This window comes from Colwellia psychrerythraea (assembly GCF_000764225.1).
Classification (GTDB): Bacteria; Pseudomonadota; Gammaproteobacteria; order Enterobacterales; family Alteromonadaceae; genus Colwellia; species Colwellia psychrerythraea_D.
Map to the genome: position 1 here is coordinate 89,206 of NZ_JQED01000055.1, position 26,800 is coordinate 116,005.

Below are 26,800 nucleotides of genomic sequence, written 5' to 3' on the forward strand. Positions count from 1 at the left end.
GGTATTTATCCTGAAAGGTATTCCCAAACCTTGTTACTTAGTCAGTAGCAAATTTGTTGCTACTGACCACTGTTACTCGCTTTTTATGGGGGGGACGAACTTACTTTGCTAAAATGGTTAACACAGCACTATTCATCGCCTGAGTTGCCGTAGCGATGACTTTCTCTGCATCAGGTGCCCAAAATGGGCTATGCAATGATGGTAAGCTTTCATCTGTATTTTGGGCTGAATGCCATTTATCGTGAGGCACTCCACCTACCCAAAATATCATGCTTTTAATACTAGTATCTGCTCTATAATAACGACCGAAATCTTCTCCAGCCATTACCGCGGGGACTTCAATAACGCGATCTTTCCCTAGCTCTGTAGTGAATAAGCTTGCCATTTTCTTCGTAAAGTCAGGCTGATTATAAGTTGCTGGCGTATATTCATCTTTAACGGTAACGACCGGTAGCAAATTTTCAGGTAAACCCATGGCAATACCTTCACCTTTGGCTATTCTGCTTATGCCATCGATTAATTTTTGGCGTGTTTCGTCTGAGTAACTACGTACAGTCAACAGCAATAATGCCTGATCAGAAATGATATTGTGTTTAGTGCCTGATTGAAAACTGCCGACGGTAACAACAGCAGGATCTTGAGGATCTAGCTCTCGACTCACTAAGGTTTGTAAGGCACCAACAATGCGTGAGCCTAAAACAATAGGGTCCTTAGTTGCGTGCGGGTATGCACCGTGACCACCAATCCCTTTAACAAGGATATTGACGCTATCAACATTAGCAAAAGTAAATCCTGGGGTATAACCAATAACACCCGCTTTTAAACTGGCAGAATTATGAAAAGCTAAAGCATAATCAGGCTTTGGAAAGCGCTTATATAAGCCATCAGCTATCATATCCTTTGCTCCTCGACCACGTTCTTCAGCAGGCTGTAAGATCATCACTAAGGTTCCTGACCAGTTTGTTTTATTTTCACTGAGTAGCTTTGCGGTACCAACCCAGCTACTCATGTGGGTATCATGTGCGCAAGCATGCATGACATGAGCTTGTTGGCCTTCTTCAGTTGTGGTGGTAACTTTGGAAGCAAATGCTAAACCTGTTTGCTCTTTTACCGGTAAGGCATCCATATCAGCGCGAATTAATACGGTTGGACCTTTACCGTTTTTTAATATGGCCACAACACCTGTACCACCTACTTTTTCAGTGACTTCAAAACCTAAATCTCGGGCCGTTTTAGCCAATTTTTTCGCTGTGTTAAATTCTACACTGGAGAGCTCAGGACTTTGGTGCAAATCTTTATATATCGCCATTAATTCAGGCATAGCTGCTTTGACTAATTTTGTATTGTCCTGCACGGCATAGCTTATTGTGCTGCTAGCAAGGCATAAAACAGTGGTTAAAAATGCTATAATTTTCATTGTATTACTCGGTTGACGATTGACAAACTATCTTAGCTCAATGGGGTAAGGTGTTCAAATAGAGTTACTTCGGAGTGAATCGATTGATTTTATACAGATCTAAGCAGCAAATGAATCATCGTTATTAATGAGCTTTTGTGAAATAAATTCAGCCACGGAACCAGTGGCGATATCGATAATCCCAACTCCTTTAAGTTTAGATTTTGCTAAGGGTAACGTTGCGTTAATAAATGTTAGGTCTTTACATAAGATTTTTAAGGATTCTCTTATAGCTGTGAACCTGAGATACGGAGCGACATCATAGGCGCTATAAAAGGCAAGTTGAGGACTCTCAATGACAAATTGACAAACGATAGCATAGCAGTGGCCTTGAGTTCGTGAAGCAAGAAAGCTTGGATATGCGTTGACAATAAAGCTAGTTAATATCGCTACATTTTGCTCTTCCTCTTCAATATTAATCAGCGTGAGGCTGTGCTCTTCATCAAATAGCTCTACTCTGTTTTTTTGTCGTTGTTTCTGAGCTTGCTTTTGGATTAATTGCTGTTGAGCTTGTACGAATAAAGGTGAAAATATCGCTGGTAAAGGGCGGTGTTTATACTCACTTTGTTGGGTCATCTCTCCACTTACATGTTGCGACAACTGCTTTAATAAAATATTTTTAACTGGTAATAACCGCTTTGGCGTCGTTTTTTGTAAACGCTTGGCTCTTGGTTTTTTTTGCAGCGGATAAACTGTGCCGCTGCCTAATGTGAATGTACTTTGTTTTTTTAACTTCCGTGCTAATTGTTTAGTGACGTTTGAGCTCAAGTCAGGTGTTAATTCCTCAGTGAAGGTTTGATAATAATTAAATAAGCGAAAAATTTCAGGTGAAAATTTATGTGCTTGTCTATTTGGTTCACTGCGTTTATCTTCATGCTGACTTAAAATAAAGTTACTCAAAACTTCAGATAAAGTCGTTTCGGAGCAAGTTATCGGCGCGATTATATCTAGGGTAAACTGTTGGTTAATATTTAGATTGTATTGTGGTGAAATGAGTTTAGCTTCTAAGCTCGCAATTAAGTGACTTAAGCGTTTAAAATTTTTTGAGAAAAAAGTGTAAAACTCTTCAGCAATATACCAACGAACTAGTTGCTTCTTAGCTTCAAAGTTACTGTGCCCAATGTGGTTGTTTTCATTATGCTTATTGTTTAAAAAGCAACTTTTAGGTAAGGCTTTAGGACAATAGGAAGGCTCCTCCTTGGCTTTGTTATTAATGGACTCAAGCACTGAAGCGATTAGACTTGGCTCAATATTTCCGGTGAGCAGGTGCATTTTTGGGGCTTGATAATATTGTGCATGGTAACGGGTGATATCTGATAGGGTTAATTGTGTGATCAGTTCAATATCTCCACCGTATTGATAACAACGTTGTGCAGAAGTATCACTACGGGCAATGACGGCTTGTTGATCAAGTTGTTGCGGGCTTAACTCTCGGTTAATAACACCGTAACAGTCGTCGTGGTAAATTTCGTGTGCTAAGTCTTGTTTTACAAATTCAGGTGCTAATAAACCATTGAGTAAATAATTTAAGCCCAGTAAACAGGTATGCCGATTCTGACTATGGCAGTGATAATACGTGATATTAGAATGGGTGGAGGCATTAATAGATAAATCGGTGAGTGATGTCAGCTGAAATAATGACTCGGGAAGATTAAATGCCGCACTTCGACGGAAGACCAAATGTTCGACCGCGTGGCTAACACCACTATCGTCGAGTGCGGGTGTGTTAACCACAATGAGTGCGCTAAAGCCTTGCTCGTCATTGATATTATGATGCAGTAAACCATTAAAGTGACGCTTAATTTGGCTGGCAGGGATCATAACTTTATTTGAATAATGTCCGCGTCTTTTATACTACGTTTATTCACCCTTTCCACTAGTGGATTTTTCGGCTGTTTAGCGCGTTCAATCGCTTCTTCAATCAAATGGTGATCGGGCGATTTACTGCACACGGGATCCGTTTTGTCCATATCTCCTGTCATCATGAAGGCTTGACACCGACAACCGCCAAAATCCTTCTCTTTTTCATCACAACTTTGGCATGGTTGTGGCATCCAGCTATCACCACGAAAGCGATTAAAAGAAAAATCTTGCTGCCAAATATCGCTGATAGATTTGTCTTTTACATTGGGAAATTTCAGCGGTAACATTTTTGCGCTATGACAAGGTAGTGCACTCCCATCAGGTGCGATGGTTAGAAAGGTACTACCCCAGCCATTCATACAAGCTTTGGGACGATCTTCAAAATAATCAGGCGTCACAAAAATGAACTGAGGACCTTTCCCCTGTTGTTTATCTCGGAACTCATTGACTAGCTTTTCTGCGTCCATTAGTTGCTGTTGAGAAGGTAATAGATGATCTCGATTATCATACGCCCAGCCATAATACTGTGCCGTAGCCAGCTCAACATAATCAGCATTTAATTGGCAGCTTAAACGCATGATATCTGCCACTTGGCTAATGTTTTGTTTAGAGATAACAAAGTTTAGCACCATTGGATAACCCTGTGCTTTGACCGACTGTGCCATTTTAAATTTTTGTTCAAAGGCATTTCCGCGTCCCGCGATAATATCGTTCATTTCTGGGTCTGCGCCTTGAAAACTAATTTGGATATGATCTAAGCCTGCTACCTTTAACTTGGCAATTCGTTTTTCAGTTAAACCTATGCCGGAAGTGATCAGGTTGGTGTAAAAACCCAAGCCTCTTGCGTGTTTGACCATCTCTTCTAAATCTTTACGTAATAAAGGCTCTCCTCCTGAAAAACCCAATTGTACCGCGCCCATAGCACGTGCTTGTGATAATACATCAAACCATTGCTCAGTATTGAGTTCGTCTTTTGTATCACCAAGCTCTGTCGGGTTAGAGCAATATGGACAATGCAAAGGGCAATCGTAAGTAAGTTCAGCTAGTAGCCACAGGGGAGGGCCAACTTTCGCTTGGGTTTCATTATTCATAATAAAGCCATTTTTTTTCATAAGCAGCGATTAAAAATTCGTGAACATCGTCAGTTAAATCACCAGCATCAGGAAATTTCTTATGTAATATACTAATGATATCAATAACCTGATTTTTACCATCAACCAATTGCATAATTTCTCCAGCGCTACCATTGAGTTTAACCATACCTTCTGGAAATAATAATACATAGCATTCTTGCGCTTGTTCCCATTGCAGGCGGAACATAGCGTTTAAACTTGGTGGCACGGATTGGTTTATCATTTAAATATTCTCTTATGGTAATTTGGCTCAGCGATCAACTCTTGATAAGGAGCACGATCTTGTTGATATGCTAAGGTCATAGCATCTAGCATACTCCACAAAATATCTAATTTAAATTGGAGAATATTCAAGGCTTCTTCTTGTGCTTGACGAGTCGTAAAATGATCTAAGGTGATTTTCAGACCATGATTAACATCGCGTCTTGCTTGAGATAAGCGCATTTGAAAGTACTGCAAGCCTTGTGTTTCAATCCAAGGATAGTTCTTTGGCCAACTGTCTAGCCGACTTTGATGTATTTGGGGAGCAAACATTTCTGTAAGTGATGAACAGGCAGCTTGCTGCCAGTTAGCTCGGCGTGCGAAGTTTACATAGGCATCTACGGCAAATCGAACGCCGGGTAATACAAACTTTTCATCAAGTAAATCTTGTCTATCCAGCCCTACAGCTTGGCCTAATTGTAACCATGCCTCAATACCACCTAAAGTTTTGTCTTCTACACTGCCATCGTGATCCAGTATGCGTTGTATCCATAAACGTCGGGTTTCCATATCGTGGCAATTAGCTAATATGGCGGCATCCTTAATAGGAATATTAACTTGGTAGTAAAAGCGGTTTGCCACCCAGCCTTGAATTTGCTCAACAGTGCATTCGCCTTGATGCATGGCAATATGAAATGGATGATGAATATGATAAAGCTGCCCTTTAGCGCGGAGCATTTCTTCAAATTGCTCTTTTGTCCATGGTTGTTGCATAAATAAAGCACCTCTGAGTTTATATGTGGGTATTAATTACCGTAATTATCAGATTATTTTAGCTGCGGAATAGTCGGTAATGAGTTAGTTTTTTTCTCTTTAATATCAAATTATTAGGGTATTTACTATATGACTTTCGTCACTGCATGAGAATTAACGTCTCTGACGGTATTAAATAAAACTAGATTGTTATTTCCATGCCATCAACGGCTATTTCAACTCCATTGTCTAAAACAAATTGATGCTGTGAGGATTCTTCATTGAGGATCGGATTGGTATTATTAATGTGGATGAGAATCTTTCGTTCAATATTAAATTTATTGAGTAAAGCCACAGTACCAAAGTCTCCATTAACGGGCATATGACCCATTTGAGATCCTAGTTTGGTTCCAACGCCTTGTGCGATCATTTCATCGTCAAGCCATAGCGTGCCATCTATTAATACACAGCTCGCTGCTGCCAATATCTCTTCAACTTCAGGGGTGCTTTCTACTATACCTGGTAAATAAAAAAGGTACTTTCCAGTCGTTTTATCAACAATTTTAAGGCCGATATTGTTACCTGCTACGACTTTGTCACGATACTTAGAATAAGGAGGCGCATTCGACTCAATAGTCACGGGAATGAATTCAATATCAGCAACACCGGAAACAGTAAATGCATCACTTTGTTGATAACCAATAGGCTTAAAGTTCAGGCCGCCATGCCAGTGTTCTAGCATGTTAAATAACGGGTAAGCTGAAGTTAAATCTTCATAGACAACATGAGAACAATAAACATCTAGGGGTAAACCTTCACGTAGGGTGATCAATCCCGTGGTATGATCTATCTGGCTATCGGTGAGAATAGCGCCACGTATATTAGTACCTCGTGCACCTTGCTCAGGCCATAATTGTGGAGATTGATTTATTTGTTGGCGAATATCGGGGGATGCATTAATTAATGCCCAGTTTTTACCATCAGGGCTGACAGCGATAGATGACTGGGTACGCGGTGTCGCTTTTATGCTTCCTGCTCGTAATCCTTTGCAATTAGCACAATGACAGTTCCACTGTGGGAAACCACCACCAGCAGCCGAACCAAGAATTAAAATTTGCATAAATTCCTTAATACCAATTGAAGTAATGAATAGATCATTCTGCGAGAATTAAAAGGTGTAGATGTAAGGCATTGATTGAAGAGAATGCTTATTCCCTTGTCAAAATCAATAACGCCGCATATATACCTTTTAAACTCGCCCTTGGGAGCTTGTCAGGAAAGTGATAACCTCACAAATTTGTTTGATATAGAGTGACTATATACGCACAAATTTTGCTTGTTCTAACTTCCCCAACACAGCTCTGAATTGACTCATTCATTATTTCACTTGGTATAATAACTATGAAAAAGACCCTCAGAGGGAGAAGTTACCGAGGGTTATCGCATACCAATCAATTGAAGCTGGTATTATTTTTAAAAAGCATTATCTGTTGCTGATATAAAGTGTTACTTCAAAACCTAAACGCATTTCTTCAAACTTTGGTTTAGTCCACATAGTCAATCCTCGTTATTGTAAGTTAGTTGCTAGATCAATATAGATCGGGAACTATGGGAAAGAAATCATACTTTAGAAGGAACATTATTAATAAATAGGAGGGGATCAGTTAGGAATGTCACGATAACTGTTTTGCAAAACTACGCGTTGCCTCAACTAAGGCGTTAATCATTAAAGGCTCATTAGCAAGGTGACCTGCCTCATCAATTACCGTCAATGTCGATTGTGGGCAGTGATAAGCCAATTGCCAGGCTTGCTCAACGGGACAAACAAAGTCAAAACGACCCTGTATTATGTTAATCGGAATATCACCAATTCGGTATATTTGCTCCAAAATAGGGCTTTGTTCAATAAAGCAATGATTTATTGAATAATGTAGTTGAATGATTGAGGGATATTTATTGATTGCATCGCCTTTACTAGCAGGGGGACTTGGTTGAATATTTAGTATTGCCGACTCCCATTGCTGTAAGCGATTATAAGCATTTCGACTTATTTGCTCGTCGCTACTAATTAACTGTTGGTAAATGGCTTTTAGTGGGGTTTGTTGCTGATGAAGAGGTAGTTCTTCAACGAAAGCTTGCCATGCTTCGGGATAGATTTTCGCTGCACCATTATTACTATATACCCAGTTGATGTCTTGCGGACGGCCGAGAAAAACTCCCCGTAATATCATGCCTAATACCTGCGTAGGATATTGCTTCGCGTAAAGCAAAGCTAATGTAGCTCCCCAAGAGCCACCAAAGACCAGCCATTGACTAATACCAAGGTGTTTTCGAATAACATTAATATCTTCAACTAGTGCGATAGTGTTGTTTTCTTTTAGTTCACCTTGAGGTTTTGATCGCCCGCAACCTCGTTGATCAAATAAAATAATATGATAAATTGCAGGATCAAAATAACAGCGATGCTGTTCACGACAGCCTGAACCTGGCCCCCCATGTAAAAAAACAACTGGAATACCTTGCTCATTACCGCACTGCTCAATATAGAGTTGATGAAGAGGGCTAACCTCTAGGTACTGTTGAGAAAATGGTTTGATGTCAGGGTAAAGTGAATGCAACAAAGTAGGCCTCGTAACAAGTACTGGGAGAAAAAAGGCTAAAAACTAATAACGCGAACAGTTTACACTAGGTTAATGAAAGAGCAACGAAGTGGCGTTAATTAAATAATACCCTTTATATTTTTGCATTCCTGTTTATTAGCTAATTCAGTGATGTCGTCGATAAATTTTGAGCATAAAAAAAGACCTTAACAAATACATGTTAAGGTCTTTTTGATAACTATTTAAGTTTAATTATAAAATTAAGCTTTAGTAATTACGTCAACTAATTTCCAGTTCTTAGACTTAGAAATTGGCGCAACTTCAGTAATAGTTACTAAGTCACCTTCGTTACATACGTTAGTTTCATCATGCGCTTTCAACTTAGTTGAACGCGTCATGTATTTACCGTACATAGGGTGCTTAACACGACGTTCAATCAAAACAACGATAGACTTATCCATTTTGTTACTGACAACAACGCCTTGTAGTGTGCGGATTTTAGTTTCGCTCATTACTTACCTGCCTTTTCAGTGATGATAGTCTTAACGCGCGCGATATTGCGACGTACAGTTCTTAGCAAATGAGTTTGTGCTAATTGACCAGTGCTTGCTTGCATGCGGTAGTTAAACTGCTCGCGAAGAAGTTCTAGTAATTCAGCATTTAGCTCTTCAATGCTTTTTGCTTTAAGTTCACTAACTTTCATTACAATGCCGTCCTAGTTACGAAGGTAGTTTTGAATGGAAGTTTAGCAGCAGCTAAAGCAAATGCTTCACGCGCGATTTCTTCAGAAACACCTTCCATTTCATAAAGAACACGACCAGGAAGAATTTGGCAAACCCAATATTCTACTGAACCCTTACCTTTACCCATACGAACCTCAAGAGGTTTTTTAGTAATTGGCTTATCAGGGAATACGCGTATCCAGATTTTACCTTGACGTTTAACATGACGAGTCATGGCACGACGAGCGGCTTCAATTTGGCGTGCAGTCATACGACCACGCTCAACCGATTTCAAGCCGAAAGTACCGAAGCTAACTGAACTACCCGTGTGCGATAAGCCACGGTTACGTAGTTTCATTTGCTTGCGGAATTTAGTACGTTTTGGTTGTAACATTACTTATTCCTCTACTTCGCTTTACGGTTGTTCTTTCTTTTAGGCTTAGCAGCTGGTTGCTCTGCTTGTAATGGCATGTTGCCAATAATTTCGCCTTTAAAGATCCAAACTTTAATACCAATAACACCATAAGTAGTGTCACCACGCGCAATTGCGTAGTCAATATCAGCACGTAGAGTATGTAAAGGTACACGACCTTCACGATACCATTCAGCACGTGCAATATCAGCGCCGCCTAAACGACCACTAACTTGTACTTTGATGCCTTTCGCGCCTAAACGCATTGCATTTTGAACTGCACGCTTCATAGCGCGACGGAACATAACACGACGTTCTAATTGACTAGCGATGCTGTCTGCAACAAGCTGCGCATCCATTTCTGGCTTACGTACTTCAGCGATGTTGATTTGAGCAGGAACACCAGCAATTTTAGAAACGGCTAAACGTAGTTTCTCAACATCTTCGCCTTTCTTACCGATAACAACACCTGGACGAGCCGTGTGAATTGTTACGCGGATAGATTTAGCTGGACGTTCGATTACCACTTTAGAAAGTGATGCACGCTTAAGCTTTTCTTTTAAAAATTCGCGAACCTTATGGTCGCCGTCTAAGTTGCTAGCAAAATCTTTGTTGCTTGCAAACCAAGTAGACGCGAAAGGTTTCGTGATACCTAAGCGAATACCGGTAGGATTAACTTTTTGACCCATACTAATATACTCCTAAGAATCAGACACAATCACAGTGATGTGACTAGTGCGCTTGATGATGCGATCGGCTCGGCCTTTCGCACGTGGCATAATACGTTTCATTGTTGGACCATCGTCAATCAAAATTGTTTTAACGAATAATTCATCAATATCTGCACCTTCGTTATGCTCGGCATTTGCGATTGCAGAGTTAAGTACTTTTTTAACTAATTCAGCAGCTTTTTTGTTGCTGAAAGTTAGAATTTCAAGTGCTTTCTCTACATTTGTGCCACGGATTTGATCCGCAACTAAACGCGCTTTCTGAGCAGAACCGCGGGCAAATTTATGTATAGCAATAGCTTCCATTTAACTTCCCCTTACTTCTTAGCTTTCTTATCAGCGATATGACCGCGATAAGTACGAGTTGGTGCAAATTCTCCTAATTTGTGACCGATCATTTCTTCGGTTACAAATACAGGAACGTGTTGACGGCCATTATGGACAGCGATGGTCAATCCGATCATTGTAGGAATGATCATTGAACGACGGGACCAAGTTTTAATTGGCTTTTTATTCCCGCTTTCCACCGCTTTCTCTACCTTCGTCAACAAGTGTAGGTCAATAAATGGACCTTTCTTGAGGGAACGTGGCATGGTGAATCCTTATATAATTCAAATTCTTCATGTTGAACTTAGTGATAACCGAAGTTAACTAAGCTCAAGCAATCAGAATATTAGTTTAATGCACTAATTACTTAGTGCGACGACGTACGATAAATTTATCAGTACGCTTGTTCGAACGAGTCTTGTAACCCTTAGTTGGTACACCCCAAGGTGATACCGGGTGACGACCGCCAGATGTTTTACCTTCACCACCACCGTGTGGATGGTCAACTGGGTTCATGGCAACACCACGAACAGTTGGGCGAACACCGCGCCATCTTGAAGCACCAGCTTTACCCAAAGAGCGAAGCATGTGTTCAGAATTGCCGATTTCACCTAAAGTAGCACGACAATCTGCTTCGATTTTACGCATTTCGCCAGAGCGAAGACGTAAAGTAACGTAAGCACCATCTTTCGCAACTAATTGTGCGTAAGTACCAGCAGCACGTGCGATTTGAGCACCTTTACCTGGTTTAAGTTCGATTGCGTGAACAACACTACCTAGTGGTGTGTTGCGCAACGGCATTGTGTTACCTGCTTTAATAGGAGCATCTACACCAGACTGGATAGTATCACCAGCTGTTAAGCCTTTAGGGGCTAAGATGTAACGACGTTCACCATCTGCATATAAAACTAATGCAATGTTAGCGCTTCGGTTTGGATCGTATTCTAAACGTTCTACTTTGGCTGGAATGCCATCTTTATTACGTTTAAAATCAACGATACGATAATGTTGCTTATGACCACCACCAATGTGACGAACCGTAATGCGACCATTATTGTTACGACCACCAGACTTAGACTTAGTGTCTAATAATGGTGCATAAGGCTTACCTTTATGAAGCTCTTTGTTTACCACTTTAACTAGGTGACGACGACCCGGAGAAGTAGGTTTACATTTTACTATAGCCATTTTAACTGCTCCTTATGATTCCGCGCCAACGAAGTCGATGTCACTACCTTCTGCAAGAGTAACGTAGGCTTTTTTCCAGTCGTTACGACGACCAAAACGAGCACCGGTACGTTTTACTTTACCCTTAACATTAAGTGTATTAACACCTTCAACTGTAACTTCAAAAAGTTTCTCAACTGCTGCTTTAATTTCAGCTTTAGTTGCATCTGTAGCTACTTTGAAAACAACAGTGTTGTTTGCTTCTGCAGCGGTAGTTGCTTTTTCAGAGATATTTGGTGCTAAAAGCACTTTCAACAAACGTTCTTCGTTTATCATGCTAAAATCCCCTCAATTTCTTTAACTGCATCAGCAGTGATTAAAACTTTTTCGAAACCAACTAAGCTTACAGGGTCAATTGCTGCAACGTCACGAACGTCAACTTTATATAAGTTACGTGCTGATAAGAACAAGTTCTCGTCAACTTCTTTCGTTACAATCAATACGTCTTTAAGCTCTAAGCCTTTTAGCTTAGCAACTAAATCTTTAGTTTTAGGCGTTTCTACCGAAAAGTTCTCTACCACAACTAGACGTTCTTGACGAACTAGTTCAGATAGGATGCTAGCAATAGCACCACGATACATTTTACGGTTAACTTTTTGGCTGTGATCCTGAGGTTTAGCAGCGAATGTTACGCCACCTGTACGCCAGATTGGACCACGGGTAGTACCAGCACGTGCACGGCCAGTACCTTTTTGACGCCATGGTTTTGCACCACCGCCGCTAACTTCTGAGCGAGTTTTCTGAGCACGAGTACCTTGACGAGCACCAGCTGCGTATGCAACTACTACTTGGTGTACTAACGCTTCGTTAAACTCACGTCCAAAAGTTGCTTCAGATACTTCAAGAGCACCTGATGCGTCTTTTAATGATAATTCCATCACAAAATCTCCTGGACTAAGCTTTAACAGCTGGTTTGATGATTACGTTGCCATTGATAGCACCCGGAACTGCGCCTTTAACAAGCAACAAGTTACGTTCTGCGTCAACGCGAACCAATTCAAGGTTTTGTGTAGTACAACGCACAGCACCCATGTGACCAGACATTTTTTTGCCTTTAAATACACGACCTGGTGTTTGACACTGACCTAACGAACCGTTAGATCTATGTGATAACGAAACACCATGCGTTGCATGTTGCATAGTAAAGTTCCAGCGTTTAATACCGCCTTGGAAACCTTTACCTTTCGATGTACCAGTAACGTCTACTAATTTAGTGTCATTGAATACTTCAACAGTGATTTCACTGCCAGCTTCAATATCACTACCTTCATTTTCGTTTAAACGGAATTCCCACAAGCCGCGGCCTGCTTCTATTCCTGCTTTCGCGAAATGTCCAGCAGCTGGTTTAGTTACACGGCTTGCTTTACGCTTGCCCGTTGTAACTTGTAGTGCTGAATAACCATCGTTGTCTACTGTTTTAACTTGAGCAACACGGTTTGCTTCAACTTCGATAACAGTAACAGGGGTAGAAACACCGTCTTCTGTGAAGACACGAGTCATACCCACTTTACGTCCAACTAGACCTATAGTCATTGTTAAAACTCCCCTTAGCCCAAGCTGATTTGAACATCAACACCAGCTGCAAGATCTAAACGCATTAATGCGTCTACAGTCTTTTCAGTTGGCTCAACGATATCAATCATGCGTTTGTGAGTACGGATTTCGTACTGATCTCGCGCATCTTTGTTAACGTGTGGAGAAGTCAAGATAGTGTAACGTTCTTTGCGTGTAGGAAGTGGAATTGGACCACGAACCTGTGCGCCAGTACGTTTTGCAGTATCAACGATTTCTGCTGTAGATTGATCAATCAAACGATGATCGAACGCTTTCAAACGAATGCGAATTCTTTGATTTGACATGAAGACAAATCCCCTTTTAAAAGAACAAAAAAATACATCCCTCTGCTTCCTTATGTGCCGGAAGGGGGTGTATTAACTAAAAAACATTCAACTCAAAATTAGAGTTGCTGTGAAATAAATAGAAATTAAATCTTATTTATTTAGTGCCTCAAAACTTTACTTTTTAGTAACAGTTTTTAGCTTAACACACTCAATTTGGCTGAATGCGAGCGCGTATTATACAAGAAAGCTTCTCCTGTGCAAGTTATTTATTGCTTATTATGAAAAACCAGACTTGCACCTGCTGATATTAGCTGACTAGCGCAAAATGTTGTACTGTGTTAAGAGAATAAGTATGTATAACGAGCGGGTTATGCATATGCCAAATAGATAAACAATAATAAAGCAAAGATAAGATACGGGATGCAATGATTGAAGATGTTACAGCCAATAATAAGCATTACTTGTTGCTTTTAACTTATCGTTTATTTGAACAAGTGAAATATTCTGTATATAGGTGGTGGCTTTTAATTTTCTTTGTCATTTCAGTTTACTGATAAAATATTAACTCAACTATTACGTTGCTCTATATAAGCAGAAGTTAGTGATCAGGTTAAGCCCCTACTTGTTTTATTAATTTATTTATCAATTTTCTATGGATTTGCTTTTGTTAATGGTATACTCGCGCGCAAATTTTCAACAAGTTCTGCTTTTAACTTACTTAACTTATATATAAGTATAAGAAGTAAAAGTGGGATAGACCTTAAACTAAGTAGAGTAATGTAATGGCAGATTTATCCAAATACAGAAACATTGGTATCTTCGCTCACGTTGATGCTGGTAAAACCACAACAACTGAACGTATCCTAAAATTAACCGGTCAGATCCATAAAACTGGTGAAGTACATGACGGTGAGTCAACAACTGATTTCATGGAACAGGAAGCTGAGCGCGGTATTACTATCCAGTCTGCTGCGGTAAGTTGTTTTTGGAACGATCACCGTTTCAATGTTATCGATACTCCTGGTCACGTTGACTTCACAGTTGAAGTATATCGTTCACTTAAAGTACTTGATGGTGGCGTAGGTGTATTCTGTGGTTCTGGCGGTGTTGAGCCACAATCAGAAACTAACTGGCGTTATGCGAATGACTCAGAAGTTGCCCGTATTATCTTTGTAAACAAGTTAGACCGTTTAGGTGCTGATTTTTACCGTGTTGTTAAACAAACTCAAGACGTATTAGGTGCTAACCCACTTGTTATGGTATTACCAATCGGTACTGAAGATGAGTTTACTGGTGTTGTTGATCTTCTTACCCGTAAAGCATGGGTATGGGATGACACAGGTCTTCCTGAAAACTTTGAAATTCAAGATGTTCCTGCGGACATGGTTGACAAAGTTGAAGAATACCGCGAAATGCTTCTTGAAACTGCACTTGAGCAAGACGATGATCTTTTCGAAGCATACCTAGAAGAAGGCACTGAGCCTTCAATGGAAGAGATCAAGCGTTGTATCCGTAAAGGTACACGTACTATGGACTTCTTCCCTACTTACTGTGGCTCTGCATTTAAAAACAAAGGTGTTCAAAACATTCTTGACGCTGTTGTTGATTACTTACCTTCACCAACAGAAGTTGATGCTCAACCACTTACTGATGAAGCAGGTGAACCTACTGGTGCAGTAGCGACTGTTTCTGCAGATGAAACATTTAAAGCGTTAGCATTTAAAATCACCGATGACCGTTTTGGTACATTAACTTTCGTACGTATCTATTCTGGTACATTGAAGAAAGGCGATACTATTCTTAATGCGGCAACAGGTAAAACTGAGCGTGTTGGCCGTATGTGTGAAATGCAGGCTGATGACCGTAACGAGCTTACTTCAGCACAAGCTGGTGATATCATCGCGATTGTTGGTATGAAGAGTGGCGTTCAAACAGGTCATACGTTATGTGATCCTAAAGACCCAATTGTTTTAGAAGCGATGGTATTCCCTAAGCCGGTAATCTCTATCTCAGTTAAACCTAAAGATAAAGGTTCTACAGAGAAAATGGGTCTAGCTATCGGTAAAATGGTTGCAGAAGATCCTACCTTTAAAGTTGAAACTGATGAAGATTCAGGTGAAACGATTTTATCTGGTATGGGTGAGCTTCACTTAGATATCAAAGTAGATATTCTAAAACGTACCTACGGTGTTGAATTAGAAGTTGGTAAGCCACAAGTTGCCTACCGTGAAACTATCACGCAAGCAATTGAAGATTCTTACACACATAAGAAACAATCTGGTGGTTCTGGTCAGTTCGGTAAAATTGATTACCGTATCAAGCCTGGCGAACCTGGTTCTGGTTTCGTATTTAGCTCAGTTGTTGTTGGTGGTAACGTTCCAAAAGAATTCTTCCCAGCAATCGAGAAAGGCTTTAAAGGCATGATGGATACTGGTGTTCTTGCTGGTTTCCCTGTACTTGACGTTGAAATTGAATTATACGATGGTGGCTTCCATGCGGTTGATTCATCTGCTGTTGCATTTGAACTTGCTGCGCGTGGTGCTTTCCGTCAATCAATTCCTAAAGCTGGTGCTCAGTTAATCGAACCTATCATGAAAGTTGATGTGTTTACTCCTGATGATCACGTTGGTGATGTTATCGGTGATTTAAACCGTCGTCGTGGTATGATCGGTGGCCAAGAAGCGGGTGTTTCTGGTGTTCGTATTAAAGCTGACGTACCTCTTTCAGAAATGTTCGGTTACATCGGATCTCTACGTACAATGACATCAGGTCGTGGTCAATTCTCTATGGAATTCTCTCACTACATGCCTTGTCCTAACAACGTAGCTGAAGAAGTTATCGCAGAAGTTAAAGCAGAAAAAGCTGCTAAAGACGCTGCTAGAAAATAATTAACACTTAATTATTTTTGATAAAAGGATGCTTCGGCATCCTTTTTTATTGCCTGAAAGTTGATAGTTAAGGATAAAGGTAATAATACCAATTCCATTGAATTTATTCCCACCTCAGAGCTATGTCAGAAGCGCTATAACAAATAAAATTTGTGCTAGTATAGTCATTCTATATCTCACAAATTTGTGCAGTTATTGCTTTTCTGACAAGCTCCCAAGGGCGAAAATGGTAGGGTATGAGAAAATTCCAACGGAATTCTCTTAACTAACAATGCAAGTGCCTTGTCCTAGCAAGCACATATTCGATAGTTGAATATGTGCTTGCTGGATTAAAGCTGCTAACGGTTCCTAATTGAGTTGTAGGCCATGAGGCCAAAATCGTCGCCAACGCTGAATGGTAATTGGAGTAAGGTAACTCTGTTTATTACGCTTTATTAACCTGTGAAGTTGCCAGTGCTTAGGCGTTAAATGAATAACAATATTGAGATAATTAGGAATATTGAAATAGGTTATATGATGATTTGGTTGCAGCTGCTGTAAGATCGTTAAGCATAAGTTAATATCACTATCACTGATATCAGGCAAGTTAATTGATAGGCAGGCTTGTGAATCTAATTTACTAGTTAACATTTCAAGCTGACTGACGATGCAACTAAAACCAAATTCTTGAGACTGGTAAACATCACAAATTATCCAGTCAATATCGTTAGCATCCTGCTTAGCTAACCAAGTCATGCCATCAGCACATATTATATCAAGAGCAACGTGTTCAGGGTTGAAGTACTGAGTAAAGCTGTTGATAACCTCTTGACTGTGTTCAACGGTGGTTAACATTATTTCTGGCGATAAATGCTGTAAAAATCGAGTGAGGTTTCCTCCACCTAATCCCAGTTCAATAATACGCACAGGCTTGGAAAATAATAATGGTAAAAGTAAGGCTATCTGATGTGGCAGGGTTAATTGCCAAGGATTACGTTGGTGCATTACACTTTGCACTACGTCACTAAATGCCATCCAACGATAAGAATCATTTTCACTCACCGTTATTGCATCTTGTTGTTGGCTTAAATACACTAACCTGCCTTGGGTTAAGTGTTTCGCTAACTGCATAAGCCAATTCCTAAATTAAATGTTATACCCATGATACTTCAAAATTCGAGTTTCAGGATACCAGATAGATTAATGATCAAGACGCATCTTTTTATTAAGGGTTGTTCCCTTAAAAATAGATGAAATGATAAACATTATTTTATCTGGCATCCCCGCAGGGCTGGTTTATAAACACTTTATGCTACGTTATTGATTTCGACAATAGAAAAACTATTATCTTCAATCAATGTCTTGCCTAAAAGCGTTTCTAATTCCAGCTGAATCCTGAATTTTGAGGTAACATGGGTATATATATGAATAAGTGTAAGGATAGTCAATGAATGTCTGCAGGTCACCAAAAACTGTTCCAGAGTTTGAACGATATTACCAACTACGTTGGCAAATTCTGCGTAAGCCATGGGATCAGCCTTTAGGTAGCGAACGTGATGGTTTAGAGCAAGAAAGCATACATCGCATGATTATTGATGCTAATGATAATGTGCTTGCTGTGGGGCGATTAGAAAAGACTAGCCAGTTCTCTGGTCAAATTCGTTTTATGGCGGTAAGTAGCAACACACAAGGGCAGGGGCTGGGGCAACAAATTATAGCTTCACTTGAATACCAAGCACAAAAGTTAGGTATAACTGTGGTTACCTTGAATGCGCGAGAAGATGCGGTGGGCTTTTACCAAAAATTGGGTTATAGCCTACAAGGTTTTTCACACTTATTATTTGATGAAATTAAACATTTTACCATGAGTAAAGTGTTAACTCATGCTGATAATCATCAACTGCAAGCCTCGACAGTCCTACAAGATGTTTGGCATGAGACTATTCCGCTCAGTAAAGCGATGAATATTGAAATTAGTTATTTTGATGGTGAAGAGCTCATTACGCATTGTGATGGTGTCTTTAATAAAAACTTGCATAATACTATGTTTGCGGGAAGTATTTATACTTTGGCCACTTTATCAGGTTGGGGTTGGGTGTATTTGCAGTTACAGCAGCAGCAATTGACAGGCGATATCGTCTTGGCTAAGGCGGATATCAAATACCACGCGCCGATAGCTGGTATTGGTTATGCAAAGGTTGTTACTGAATCAGTTTCAGGTGACTTTACTCGATTAGCCCTAGGAAAAAATGCCCGTATTCATTTAACGGTTCATCTTTATAATGGTGAAAATATTGCGGCGACATTTACCGGAAATTATGCGGTAATAGCCCCTAAAATTTGAAGAAAATCCTGACACTACAAGAGAAAAAGAGATGAGAAAATATAGTTTACCAGTCTTTGTGGCCATATGTGCACTGATGGCTGGTTTGTTGAGTGTTACTACTTTAGCTGCTAATGATAAACAAACTATTGATAATGTTTTAAATCGCTTTCATCAAGCAGCCGCTGATGCCCAGGCAAAGCCTTACTTTAATCTACTTAGTCAAGATGCCATTTTTCTTGGAACGGATGCAACTGAGCGCTGGAGCAAAGAAGAATTTAAGGCTTTTGTCGTGCCATATTTTTCACAGGGTAAGGGCTGGCTGTATACGCCTGTAGAGCGCAATATCAGTGTGGTTAAACAAGGGCAAGTAGCCTTTTTTGATGAAATACTTTTTAGCGAAAGTTATGGCACCTGTCGCGGCTCTGGACTATTGGTTAAAACGGAGCAAGGCTGGAAGATATCCCAGTACAACCTATCAATCCCTATGCCTAATGGGTTAGCCAAAGCGTTGGTTAAGCAGATAAAAGCCTTTGAGCAGAGTAAGTAGCATCCCCTTAAAATAAATATAATGAGCAATGCAATGACTGACAACGTATTGAAGAATAATGGTCTATCCTCGGTAGGTATCATTGGCTGCGGATGGCTAGGGAGTTCACTAGCTTATCACTTTAAGGCACGGCGCGTAGCAGTGCTTGCTACGCGCAGCAATGCTGAAAATACCGAACAATTAAATAACCAAGGTATACACGCGAAAGTTTTATCCTTACCTGCAGAACAAGCTCTGTTAAATAGCCACGCCATTTTCAAACAACAATGTCTAGTGGTCGCCATTACGCCACAATTTAGACAAGGGCGTGTTGATTATGCGGATAAAATCCAACAGCTAGTTGAGTCAGCTAAAGCGAGTAACTGTGTTGAGAAGATTATCTTACTGAGTAGCAGTGCGGTATATAATGGTTTATCAGGGAAAGTAGCAGAAGACAGCATGTTAGATATGTCGGCTGATAAAGTTTCTCTCTTAAATCAAGCGGAGCAAGCAGTACTCGGTTTTAATAGTCATGCTCAAGAGGCATCTAGCTTACCTGATGACTTAAACAATAAAAAAGCGTATGTACTCAGGTTATCTGGTTTAGTTGGGCCAAAACGCCACCCTGGAAAGTTTTTATTAAATGGCCGAATGCTAAAAAGCCCTCAAGCCATTGTTAACTTAATTCACCAGCAAGATGCTGTTGGTCTTATTGATGCATTATTACAAAGTGAACTTTGTGGTGGCATTTTTAATGGTGTCAGTTCAACACATATTACTAAAAAACAATACTATCAAGCAGCAGCGAAATCTTTGCAATTACCTAGACCTATCTTTGATGATAATGATATATCAGGAGGAAATGCTCCTAAAATCGTCTCGGGCAAAAAAACTCAGTCTGCTTTAGCTTATTCATTTGTCTATGATGATTTACTCACATGGCTTGAGCAAGCAGACTAATTTTATTTTTCAATTCAAATGACAATTCTTTTTATCAAAGTGATTATTGCACAGGGTGTCGGTACTTTTGATATACTAGCGCCGATATTTATTGAAGAGCCAACTTTTGCAGTTATTCCCGACAAAATTCTTAATTCGACATCAAGCTAAACTAGTGTTTATTGCCATATGGGCCCATGTCACTATTCTGGATTTATGCGCTGTGACTTATTCAGGGCCAGTGTTTTTTTGGCAAAAAAGTTTACAGCCATACACATTATTTGTTCACCTAATGATCGCTTGTTTAACCTTATTTTTCTATTTTTTTCTTAAAAAACTCTATGCTCGTCTTCGAGTAAATAAAACCACAAAGGCACTAAACTCAACTAAGGAGTCTTCATACTGATGCGTGTTGTACTTGCGCCGATGGAAGGCGTATTAGATCATTTAATGCGAGACTTATTAACTCAAGTTGGCAGTTATGACCTCTGTGTTACCGAATTTATTCGTATTGTTGATCAAGTCATCTCAGACAACGCTTTTTATCGCTTTTGTCCTGAATTAAAAGAAGCGGGTGCCTATGGCTGCACGACCAAAGCGGGAACACCTGTTCGGGTGCAGTTACTTGGACAGCATCCTCAATATATGGCTGAAAATGCTGCTAAAGTAGTAGAACTTGGCTCTAATGGCATTGATATTAACTTTGGTTGCCCATCTAAAATGGTCAATAAAAACCAAGGTGGGGCTGTTTTATTAAAAGATCCGGAAAACCTTTATCAAATAGTTAAAGCCGTTAAGGAAGCTGTACCTAGCGATACTATGGTGAGTGCTAAAATTCGTTTAGGTTATGAGGACAAAAGCCTAGCCATTGAAAATGGACAAGCGGTTGAAGCTGCCGGTGCTAATGAATTGACTGTTCATGCCCGGACTAAAATAGAAGGGTATAAACCACCTGCGCATTGGCATTGGATTGCGAAAATAAAAAATGAGATTTCAATTCCCGTCATCGCTAATGGTGATATTTGGAACCTTAAAGATGCGATAAAGTGTCGAGAAATTTCAGGTTGTACTGATGTGATGGTTGGTCGCGGCGCATTAACCATGCCTAATTTAGGTAAAGTTATTAAACAAGAAGATGATGTAATGCCTTGGTTTGACGTGCAAGCTTTGCTGTTGGCTTATACTGAATGTGAAACCCGTGGTGATAAAAGTAAATATTTCCCTAATCGCATTAAACAGTGGCTTAAATATTTAAAGAATCATTATCAGGAAGCAGATGCCTTATTTGGTGAAGTTAGAACATTAAATACAGCAGAAGATATTAGAGCAGCGCTATAAAGCAGATTGATAGTGTTAACAAGGCCAGCATTTGTTGGCCTTTTTTGTTCGTTTTTAAAACGAATGGCAGCGCTTAATTTCTTCTATCAGTGCATTTGCCAGTGGCGATACACTGCTGTTTTTTGAAGAGATCAGCATCACCGGAATTTGATAAGAATATTTTTCAGGAAGGATTGGCTTAAACAAACCTTTATCAACCCAATAACTCGCATAGTGCTCTGGTAAATAGCCAATAAACTCACCTGATAAAATGAGGTGTGCTATGCCTTCATCATGGTAGGCAGTAGCACTATTTTGGTAGTTTAAACCATCATTTCTTACTTCTTTATCACGCATATAGTTACTGGTGATCACTTCCGCTGTTTCAAGTAATTTAGTTATTTCTGACGGAGTACAGTCGAATAATTGGTGTCCTTTGCCGCAATATAAATAGTTAGTTTCATTGTGCAATGGATAATAATCCAAGCCACGTAGGTGATGACGGCTCACCCCTAGACCAACTAGTGAGCGGCCATTAGCAACCGAAGTTTCTACTTCACGTGCTTCACAAACATTAATATCAAACTGAATATTATCTCCCTTTGCTTTTAATGCCGAAATTACCCGAGCAACACCACAGCGAGGATCGCTGACAAAAGTATCAATAGTCGAAATAGTGACTCGCCCTGATAACTCATGTTTTGAACTCGCAACCGTGCTGGTAAAAGCTTCACATTGTTGCAGTAATTCTAGTGAAGCTTGATAAGTTACTCGCCCCGTTTCTGTTAACTCGAAGCCACTTCTGCCGCGTTTACATAATTTGATGCCTAGACGAACTTCTAAGTCTGATAAATGCGCACTAATCGTAGAGCGACCTATATTGAGGCGAGATTCTGCCGCAGATAAACCGCCACATTCAACAATAGCGACGAATACTCTCAGTAAACGTAAATCTACGTCATGAACTTGCATAATATTTATTTTTCTTTGTTCGGTAAACTCGGAATGAATTACGATTATTATCTATTTATAAAACATAGAGAGCAAGATAAAATAAACACATTAAAAGCACTTTGTGCATATAACATATAAATAGTTAGGAACATTCAGATGACATTTAAATATGGTATTGACCGTTTAAATCTTGATATTGTTAATGGTATTGCTGACGGCAGTATCCAAGCAGAGCTTTGCCAAGAAGCGATAGATAAAATTAACAAAAGCCGTCAAAGAGTTGAGAAAATGGCCGCGTCAGATAAGGCTGTTTATGGCATCAATACGGGTTTTGGTCCTTTATGTGATACACAAATCTCGCCTGAAGATACAAATTTATTACAAAAGAATTTGCTTATAACCCATGCCGTAGGTGTTGGTGAGCCAATTGCAAAAGCAATTTCAAAGCTGATGCTGATCACTAAAGTACATGCCTTAAGTCAGGGGTTTTCCGGTATTCGCCTAGAGGTTGTAGAACGTATGTTAGCGTTTATCAATCTTGATTTGATCCCTGTTGTACCAGAGCAGGGCTCAGTAGGAGCGTCGGGAGATTTAGCACCACTTTCTCATTTATTTTTACCACTCCTAGGTGAAGGTGAATTTTGGCAAAGTGAAGCGGGACAAGATGACAAAATAGTTGCTGCAGCACCGCTACTTTGTGAAAACGGTTTAGACATTATGGACCTGCAAGCAAAAGAAGGTTTAGCGTTAATTAACGGGACTCAGTTTATTTTATCACACGCTATCACTGCGTTGACAAAGATGCGTTATCTATTAGAACTTGCTGACTTGACCGGTGCTATGAGTATCGAGGGTATGCAAGGTAGCGAATCACCATTTAGAGAAGAGCTACATCAAACACGTGCATTTAAAGGTAACTTAGAAGTTGCTGCGCGCATGAGACATTTCTTTAAAGATTCTCAAAACATGGCTGCTCATGAAGGCTGTGAACGAGTCCAAGACCCTTATTCATTAAGATGTATTCCACAAGTGCATGGCGCGTCACGTAATGCGTATTATCACTTAAAAGAGCTCGCTGAAATTGAAATGAACTCTGTCACGGATAACCCAATAGTTATCAGTAGCGAAGAAGCTATTTCAGGGGGAAGTTTTCATGGACAACCCCTTGCCATGGTACTTGATTATGCCTCAATAGCTGCTGCTGAGTTAGGTAATATTTCAGACAGACGTTGTTACCTATTATTAGAAGGTTTACATGGCTTGCCGAGACTATTGACTTCTGCTGGCGGTTTAAACTCAGGCATGATGATCCCGCAATACGCAACTGCAGCACTAGTGACAGAAAACAAATCGCTTTGTTTCCCACCATCAGCTGATAGTGTACCGACGTCTATGGGCCAAGAAGATCATGTTTCTATGGGCAGTATTTCTGGTCGAAAACTAAACCAAATCTTAGGTAATGTAGAAAAAATATTCGGCATCGAGTTAATGTACGCCGCGCAAGCGATTGACTTTAGACGCCCTAATAAATGCTCTGATCTTATTGAGGTAAACCATCAAGTGATAAGAGAAAAAGTAGCTAAGCTTGAAGAAGATAGACTATTAAAGCCTGACATTGATGCCATGGTTACATTAGTCAAATCACAAGCATTTACAGTTAGATAGGGAAGGCCTTACCATGGAGACATCGATGAATTTTCAAGACCTAACGTTTTTTAAAGAAAGCATAAAGCAAGGTATCCCAAGTGTATTGCCAAAAGCAAAGCCTTATCCTGCTGATGCTAACCGTGCGCCCAAACGTAAAGATATTCTGTCTGTTGATGAAAAACAGTTAGCAGTAAGAAACGCTTTACGTTATTTTCCAAAAGAATGGCACCAAGAATTAGCCATTGAATTTGCGCAAGAGTTGAAAGACTTTGGCCGTATTTACATGTACCGCTTTAAGCCTAGCTACCACATGAAGGCCCGTTCTATTGCTGACTATCCAGCAAAATGTGAGCAAGCTGCAGCAATTATGTTAATGGTGGAAAATAACTTAGATCCTGCGGTTGCGCAACATCCAGAAGAATTAATCACTTATGGCGGCAATGGTGCTGTGTTCCAAAACTGGGCGCAATATCTATTAGCGATGAAGTATTTAAGTGAGATGGAAAGTGACCAAACCTTGCATTTATACTCAGGTCACCCTATGGGGTTATTTCCGTCATCGGAAGATGCACCACGTGTGGTTGTGACCAACGGTATGATGATCCCTAACTACTCTCAGCCCGATGACTGGGAAAAGTTTAATGCACTCGGTGTTACTCAATACGGACAAATGACAGCCGGCTCCTTTATGTATATTGGACCTCAAGGCATTGTGCACGGCACTACTATTACGGTAATGAATGCTTTTCGTAAAGTGTTAGCAACAGGTGAAAGCCCACAAGGTAAAATTTTCCTTACTGCTGGTTTAGGTGGTATGAGTGGAGCTCAACCCAAAGCAGGTAATATTGCTAACTGTGTTACCGTTTGTGCCGAGATTAACGCTAATGCGGCAACGAAACGTCATCAGCAAGGTTGGGTTGATGAATTAATCGATAATATGGATGAACTTGTTGCTCGGGTGAAAGTTGCACAAGCAAACAAAGAAGTCGTTTCGATTGCTTATATTGGTAATATTGTCGATGTGTGGGAAAATTTTTATGAAAAAGAAATTTATATTCATTTAGGTTCAGACCAAACGTCATTGCACAACCCTTGGTCAGGCGGTTACTACCCAGTAGATATTAGCTATGAAGAATCGAATCGCTTGATTCGTGAAGAGCCTGAAAGCTTTAAAGCAAAAGTACAGTCAACCTTAAAGCGCCATGCTGATGCGGTTAACAAGCACACCGCACGCGGTACTTACTTCTTCGACTACGGTAATGCTTTCTTACTTGAAGCATCACGCGCAGGTGGCGATGTCATGGCTGAAAACGGTATTGATTTTAAATACCCGTCATACGTACAAGATATCTTAGGCCCGATGTGTTTTGATTATGGCTTTGGACCATTCCGCTGGGTTTGCGCTTCTGGTAAACCTGAAGATTTAGATAAAACTGATGCGATTGCTGCGAGTGTGCTGAAAAATATTATGCAAGAATCGCCTGAAGAAATTCAGCAACAAATGCAAGACAACATCACTTGGATAGAAGACGCTAAGCAAAATAAATTAGTAGTGGGTTCGCAAGCACGTATTTTGTATGCGGATGCTCAAGGTCGTATGGAAATAGCTAAAGCCTTTAATGATGCAATCAATAATGGTGATATTGGTCCTGTGGTATTAGGCCGAGATCATCATGATGTCAGCGGAACCGATTCACCGTTTCGTGAAACATCCAACATATATGATGGCAGTCGTTTTACTGCGGATATGGCTATTCACAATGTTATTGGTGATAGCTTCCGTGGTGCAACTTGGGTTTCAATCCACAACGGTGGCGGTGTCGGCTGGGGTGAAGTAGTCAATGGTGGTTTTGGTATGTTACTTGATGGCTCAGCAGCAGCTGAACGTCGACTTAAATCCATGTTGCTGTTTGATGTAAACAACGGTATTGCCCGTCGCAGTTGGGCGCGTAATGAAGAAGCTAACTTTGCTATTAAACGTGAAATGGCTCGTACACCCAAGCTTAAAGTTACGTTAGCAAATTTAGTTGAGGACGATGTTTTAAATAAACTATCGTTTTAAATTACTAATTAGATGAATAAAATTCAGAGTTACGTTATGAAAAGTAGCGTACCTCTGAACGTAGTTATTAATCGTCCCCCATTTTGGGCCGTAGTTAAAAAACGAGATGGCTGCCCAGACGATACTTGCTTCCTGGTGATGTGAGTATGGCTAAACTAACAATGCCCTGTTTTGACCATGTTCTACGTCGTACCTGCAAACAAGGAGCAATTTCTTCAATGTTAAGCAGTTGGCAAATATGCTGCTCAGCTAGTACAGCTTCGACTTCATGAGTTGCTTCAGTTAAAGGCGCAACTGAAGAAAGGTATTCATGGGATGTTATTTTGGTAAAGTTCTGTAATAGATATTCGGGCACTAGCGAAGCATTAACATAACGTTGCTCTAACTGAATAGGCTCACCATTTTCCAAATGTAAAATTTCCGAATAATAGACATGCTCATTATTTTTTAAATTCAGTAAAATGGCTAATTCGTCAGTGACCGCAATAGCTTGAAGTAACAGTTGTTCTGCTTTGTGTTCATGACCCCGCTCGCTAATTTCATCACTGATATTCCTAATTTTTAGTAAAGACGATTGTGATTTAAATGTGGCAACAAAAGTGCCTGCACCTTGAGAGCGTACTAAAATTCCTTGGGCAGTGAGTTCTTGTAATGCACGTCTGGCGGTCATACGGCTTACATCAAATTGTTGTGTCAGTTCATTCTCAGAAGGTACCTTAGCATTTTGTGGCCATTCTCCCGACTCTATATTTTCACAAATGTACTGCTTGATAACAGTATATTTTGCTGGTTTATCTTTTTTTGTTGAGCTGTTATTCGAGTTATTATTAGCGGAGGCCATTATGATTCATTTCGAGTTTGTTTAACTTATTTATAAGATCTCATATCTTTAATGAAAA

29 protein-coding genes are annotated in these 26,800 nt (G+C 40.0%); 7 read left to right on the plus strand and 22 right to left on the minus strand.

Going from position 1 to position 26,800, the window contains the following annotated elements:
* Positions 1 to 100 precede the first annotated feature (100 nt).
* The 19 genes from ND2E_RS03265 to rpsJ all read right to left on the minus strand — a co-directional run bounded on the left by ND2E_RS03265 (position 101) and on the right by rpsJ (position 13,281).
* Entirely contained in the window at positions 101 to 1,417 is a 1,317-nt protein-coding gene (locus ND2E_RS03265; protein ID WP_033095420.1) for an amidohydrolase, read from the minus strand.
* A gap of 99 nt (positions 1,418 to 1,516) precedes the next feature.
* Positions 1,517 to 3,277, minus strand: a complete 1,761-nt coding sequence (locus ND2E_RS03260; protein WP_033095421.1) for a peptidase M16 family protein — start codon at positions 3,275 to 3,277, stop codon at positions 1,517 to 1,519.
* Positions 3,274 to 4,410: a pyrroloquinoline quinone biosynthesis protein PqqE gene (gene pqqE / locus ND2E_RS03255; protein WP_033095422.1), complete on the minus strand. Its 1,137-nt coding sequence runs from the start codon at positions 4,408 to 4,410 to the stop codon at positions 3,274 to 3,276. The genes ND2E_RS03260 and pqqE overlap by 4 nt, the downstream gene beginning before the upstream one ends.
* Positions 4,403 to 4,675 (minus strand): pyrroloquinoline quinone biosynthesis peptide chaperone PqqD, encoded by a 273-nt coding sequence (pqqD, locus tag ND2E_RS03250; RefSeq protein ID WP_033095423.1) that lies wholly within the window; start codon positions 4,673 to 4,675, stop codon positions 4,403 to 4,405. Before pqqD ends, pqqE begins: the two co-directional genes overlap by 8 nt.
* The gene (pqqC, locus tag ND2E_RS03245; protein ID WP_033095424.1) at positions 4,672 to 5,427 is read right to left on the minus strand and encodes a pyrroloquinoline-quinone synthase PqqC; all 756 of its coding nucleotides are present in this window, start codon (positions 5,425 to 5,427) and stop codon (positions 4,672 to 4,674) included. The genes pqqD and pqqC overlap by 4 nt, the downstream gene beginning before the upstream one ends.
* A 181-nt stretch (positions 5,428 to 5,608) precedes the next feature.
* On the minus strand, positions 5,609 to 6,526 hold the full coding sequence (gene pqqB, locus ND2E_RS03240; protein WP_033095425.1) for a pyrroloquinoline quinone biosynthesis protein PqqB: 918 nt from the start codon (positions 6,524 to 6,526) through the stop codon (positions 5,609 to 5,611).
* 363 nt (positions 6,527 to 6,889) lie between these two features.
* Positions 6,890 to 6,961: a pyrroloquinoline quinone precursor peptide PqqA gene (gene pqqA / locus ND2E_RS22820; protein WP_011041711.1), complete on the minus strand. Its 72-nt coding sequence runs from the start codon at positions 6,959 to 6,961 to the stop codon at positions 6,890 to 6,892.
* A gap of 118 nt (positions 6,962 to 7,079) precedes the next feature.
* Positions 7,080 to 8,027 (minus strand): prolyl aminopeptidase, encoded by a 948-nt coding sequence (gene pip, locus ND2E_RS03235; protein WP_052056937.1) that lies wholly within the window; start codon positions 8,025 to 8,027, stop codon positions 7,080 to 7,082.
* Positions 8,028 to 8,266: 239 nt separating this feature from the next.
* Positions 8,267 to 8,518 carry a 30S ribosomal protein S17 gene (gene rpsQ / locus ND2E_RS03230; RefSeq protein WP_011041713.1) on the minus strand — a complete coding sequence of 84 codons (252 nt, stop codon included), beginning with the start codon at positions 8,516 to 8,518 and terminating at the stop codon, positions 8,267 to 8,269.
* Positions 8,518 to 8,709 (minus strand): 50S ribosomal protein L29, encoded by a 192-nt coding sequence (gene rpmC, locus ND2E_RS03225; protein WP_033095427.1) that lies wholly within the window; start codon positions 8,707 to 8,709, stop codon positions 8,518 to 8,520. Before rpmC ends, rpsQ begins: the two co-directional genes overlap by 1 nt.
* Positions 8,709 to 9,122, minus strand: a complete 414-nt coding sequence (gene rplP, locus ND2E_RS03220) for a 50S ribosomal protein L16 (RefSeq protein WP_033095428.1) — start codon at positions 9,120 to 9,122, stop codon at positions 8,709 to 8,711. Before rplP ends, rpmC begins: the two co-directional genes overlap by 1 nt.
* An 11-nt stretch (positions 9,123 to 9,133) precedes the next feature.
* Positions 9,134 to 9,829, minus strand: a complete 696-nt coding sequence (gene rpsC / locus ND2E_RS03215) for a 30S ribosomal protein S3 (protein WP_033095429.1) — start codon at positions 9,827 to 9,829, stop codon at positions 9,134 to 9,136.
* A gap of 12 nt (positions 9,830 to 9,841) precedes the next feature.
* Positions 9,842 to 10,174 carry a 50S ribosomal protein L22 gene (gene rplV, locus ND2E_RS03210; protein WP_033095430.1) on the minus strand — a complete coding sequence of 111 codons (333 nt, stop codon included), beginning with the start codon at positions 10,172 to 10,174 and terminating at the stop codon, positions 9,842 to 9,844.
* A gap of 11 nt (positions 10,175 to 10,185) precedes the next feature.
* Complete coding sequence (gene rpsS, locus ND2E_RS03205) at positions 10,186 to 10,461, minus strand: 30S ribosomal protein S19 (RefSeq protein WP_033095431.1); 276 nt, start codon at positions 10,459 to 10,461, stop codon at positions 10,186 to 10,188.
* A gap of 97 nt (positions 10,462 to 10,558) precedes the next feature.
* Positions 10,559 to 11,383, minus strand: coding sequence for a 50S ribosomal protein L2 (rplB, locus tag ND2E_RS03200; RefSeq protein ID WP_033095432.1), 825 nt, complete (start codon positions 11,381 to 11,383; stop codon positions 10,559 to 10,561).
* 12 nt (positions 11,384 to 11,395) lie between these two features.
* A complete protein-coding gene (gene rplW, locus ND2E_RS03195; RefSeq protein WP_011041720.1) occupies positions 11,396 to 11,698 on the minus strand; it encodes a 50S ribosomal protein L23 in 303 nt (100 codons plus the stop codon).
* Complete coding sequence (gene rplD / locus ND2E_RS03190) at positions 11,695 to 12,300, minus strand: 50S ribosomal protein L4 (RefSeq protein ID WP_033095433.1); 606 nt, start codon at positions 12,298 to 12,300, stop codon at positions 11,695 to 11,697. Before rplD ends, rplW begins: the two co-directional genes overlap by 4 nt.
* Positions 12,301 to 12,316: 16 nt before the next feature.
* Entirely contained in the window at positions 12,317 to 12,955 is a 639-nt protein-coding gene (gene rplC, locus ND2E_RS03185) for a 50S ribosomal protein L3 (protein WP_033095434.1), read from the minus strand.
* Positions 12,956 to 12,969: 14 nt separating this feature from the next.
* Positions 12,970 to 13,281, minus strand: a complete 312-nt coding sequence (gene rpsJ / locus ND2E_RS03180; protein WP_011041723.1) for a 30S ribosomal protein S10 — start codon at positions 13,279 to 13,281, stop codon at positions 12,970 to 12,972.
* A 764-nt stretch (positions 13,282 to 14,045) separates the two neighbouring features.
* Between rpsJ and fusA the strand changes: the two genes are divergently transcribed.
* Positions 14,046 to 16,151, plus strand: coding sequence for an elongation factor G (gene fusA, locus ND2E_RS03175; RefSeq protein ID WP_033095435.1), 2,106 nt, complete (start codon positions 14,046 to 14,048; stop codon positions 16,149 to 16,151).
* Between the two features lie 348 nt (positions 16,152 to 16,499).
* Here the strand turns inward: fusA and ND2E_RS03170 are convergent, their stop codons facing one another.
* Positions 16,500 to 17,261 carry a class I SAM-dependent methyltransferase gene (locus ND2E_RS03170; RefSeq protein ID WP_033095436.1) on the minus strand — a complete coding sequence of 254 codons (762 nt, stop codon included), beginning with the start codon at positions 17,259 to 17,261 and terminating at the stop codon, positions 16,500 to 16,502.
* 316 nt (positions 17,262 to 17,577) lie between these two features.
* Here ND2E_RS03170 and ND2E_RS03165 point away from each other — a divergent pair, with 316 nt between their 5' ends.
* The 4 genes from ND2E_RS03165 (at position 17,578) to dusC (ending at position 21,259) form a co-directional block, all read left to right on the plus strand.
* The gene (locus tag ND2E_RS03165) at positions 17,578 to 18,474 is read left to right on the plus strand and encodes a bifunctional GNAT family N-acetyltransferase/hotdog fold thioesterase (RefSeq protein WP_033095437.1); all 897 of its coding nucleotides are present in this window, start codon (positions 17,578 to 17,580) and stop codon (positions 18,472 to 18,474) included.
* A gap of 31 nt (positions 18,475 to 18,505) precedes the next feature.
* The gene (locus ND2E_RS03160; protein WP_033095438.1) at positions 18,506 to 19,003 is read left to right on the plus strand and encodes a nuclear transport factor 2 family protein; all 498 of its coding nucleotides are present in this window, start codon (positions 18,506 to 18,508) and stop codon (positions 19,001 to 19,003) included.
* A 33-nt stretch (positions 19,004 to 19,036) separates the two neighbouring features.
* Complete coding sequence (locus ND2E_RS03155) at positions 19,037 to 19,942, plus strand: SDR family oxidoreductase (protein WP_033095439.1); 906 nt, start codon at positions 19,037 to 19,039, stop codon at positions 19,940 to 19,942.
* Positions 19,943 to 20,326: 384 nt separating this feature from the next.
* On the plus strand, positions 20,327 to 21,259 hold the full coding sequence (gene dusC, locus ND2E_RS03150; RefSeq protein WP_033095440.1) for a tRNA dihydrouridine(16) synthase DusC: 933 nt from the start codon (positions 20,327 to 20,329) through the stop codon (positions 21,257 to 21,259).
* Positions 21,260 to 21,313: 54 nt separating this feature from the next.
* On the opposite strand, the gene ND2E_RS03145 is transcribed toward dusC, so the two are convergent.
* Positions 21,314 to 22,210, minus strand: coding sequence for a LysR family transcriptional regulator (locus ND2E_RS03145; protein WP_033095441.1), 897 nt, complete (start codon positions 22,208 to 22,210; stop codon positions 21,314 to 21,316).
* A 138-nt stretch (positions 22,211 to 22,348) separates the two neighbouring features.
* On the opposite strand from ND2E_RS03145, the gene hutH reads away from it, so the two are divergent.
* Both hutH and ND2E_RS03135 read left to right on the plus strand, forming a co-directional pair.
* Positions 22,349 to 23,857, plus strand: coding sequence for a histidine ammonia-lyase (hutH, locus tag ND2E_RS03140; protein ID WP_033095442.1), 1,509 nt, complete (start codon positions 22,349 to 22,351; stop codon positions 23,855 to 23,857).
* Positions 23,858 to 23,870: 13 nt separating this feature from the next.
* The gene (locus tag ND2E_RS03135) at positions 23,871 to 25,901 is read left to right on the plus strand and encodes a urocanate hydratase (protein ID WP_033095443.1); all 2,031 of its coding nucleotides are present in this window, start codon (positions 23,871 to 23,873) and stop codon (positions 25,899 to 25,901) included.
* Positions 25,902 to 25,995: 94 nt separating this feature from the next.
* Here the strand turns inward: ND2E_RS03135 and hutC are convergent, their stop codons facing one another.
* Positions 25,996 to 26,742: a histidine utilization repressor gene (gene hutC, locus ND2E_RS03130; protein WP_052056939.1), complete on the minus strand. Its 747-nt coding sequence runs from the start codon at positions 26,740 to 26,742 to the stop codon at positions 25,996 to 25,998.
* Positions 26,743 to 26,800: the final 58 nt, after the last annotated feature.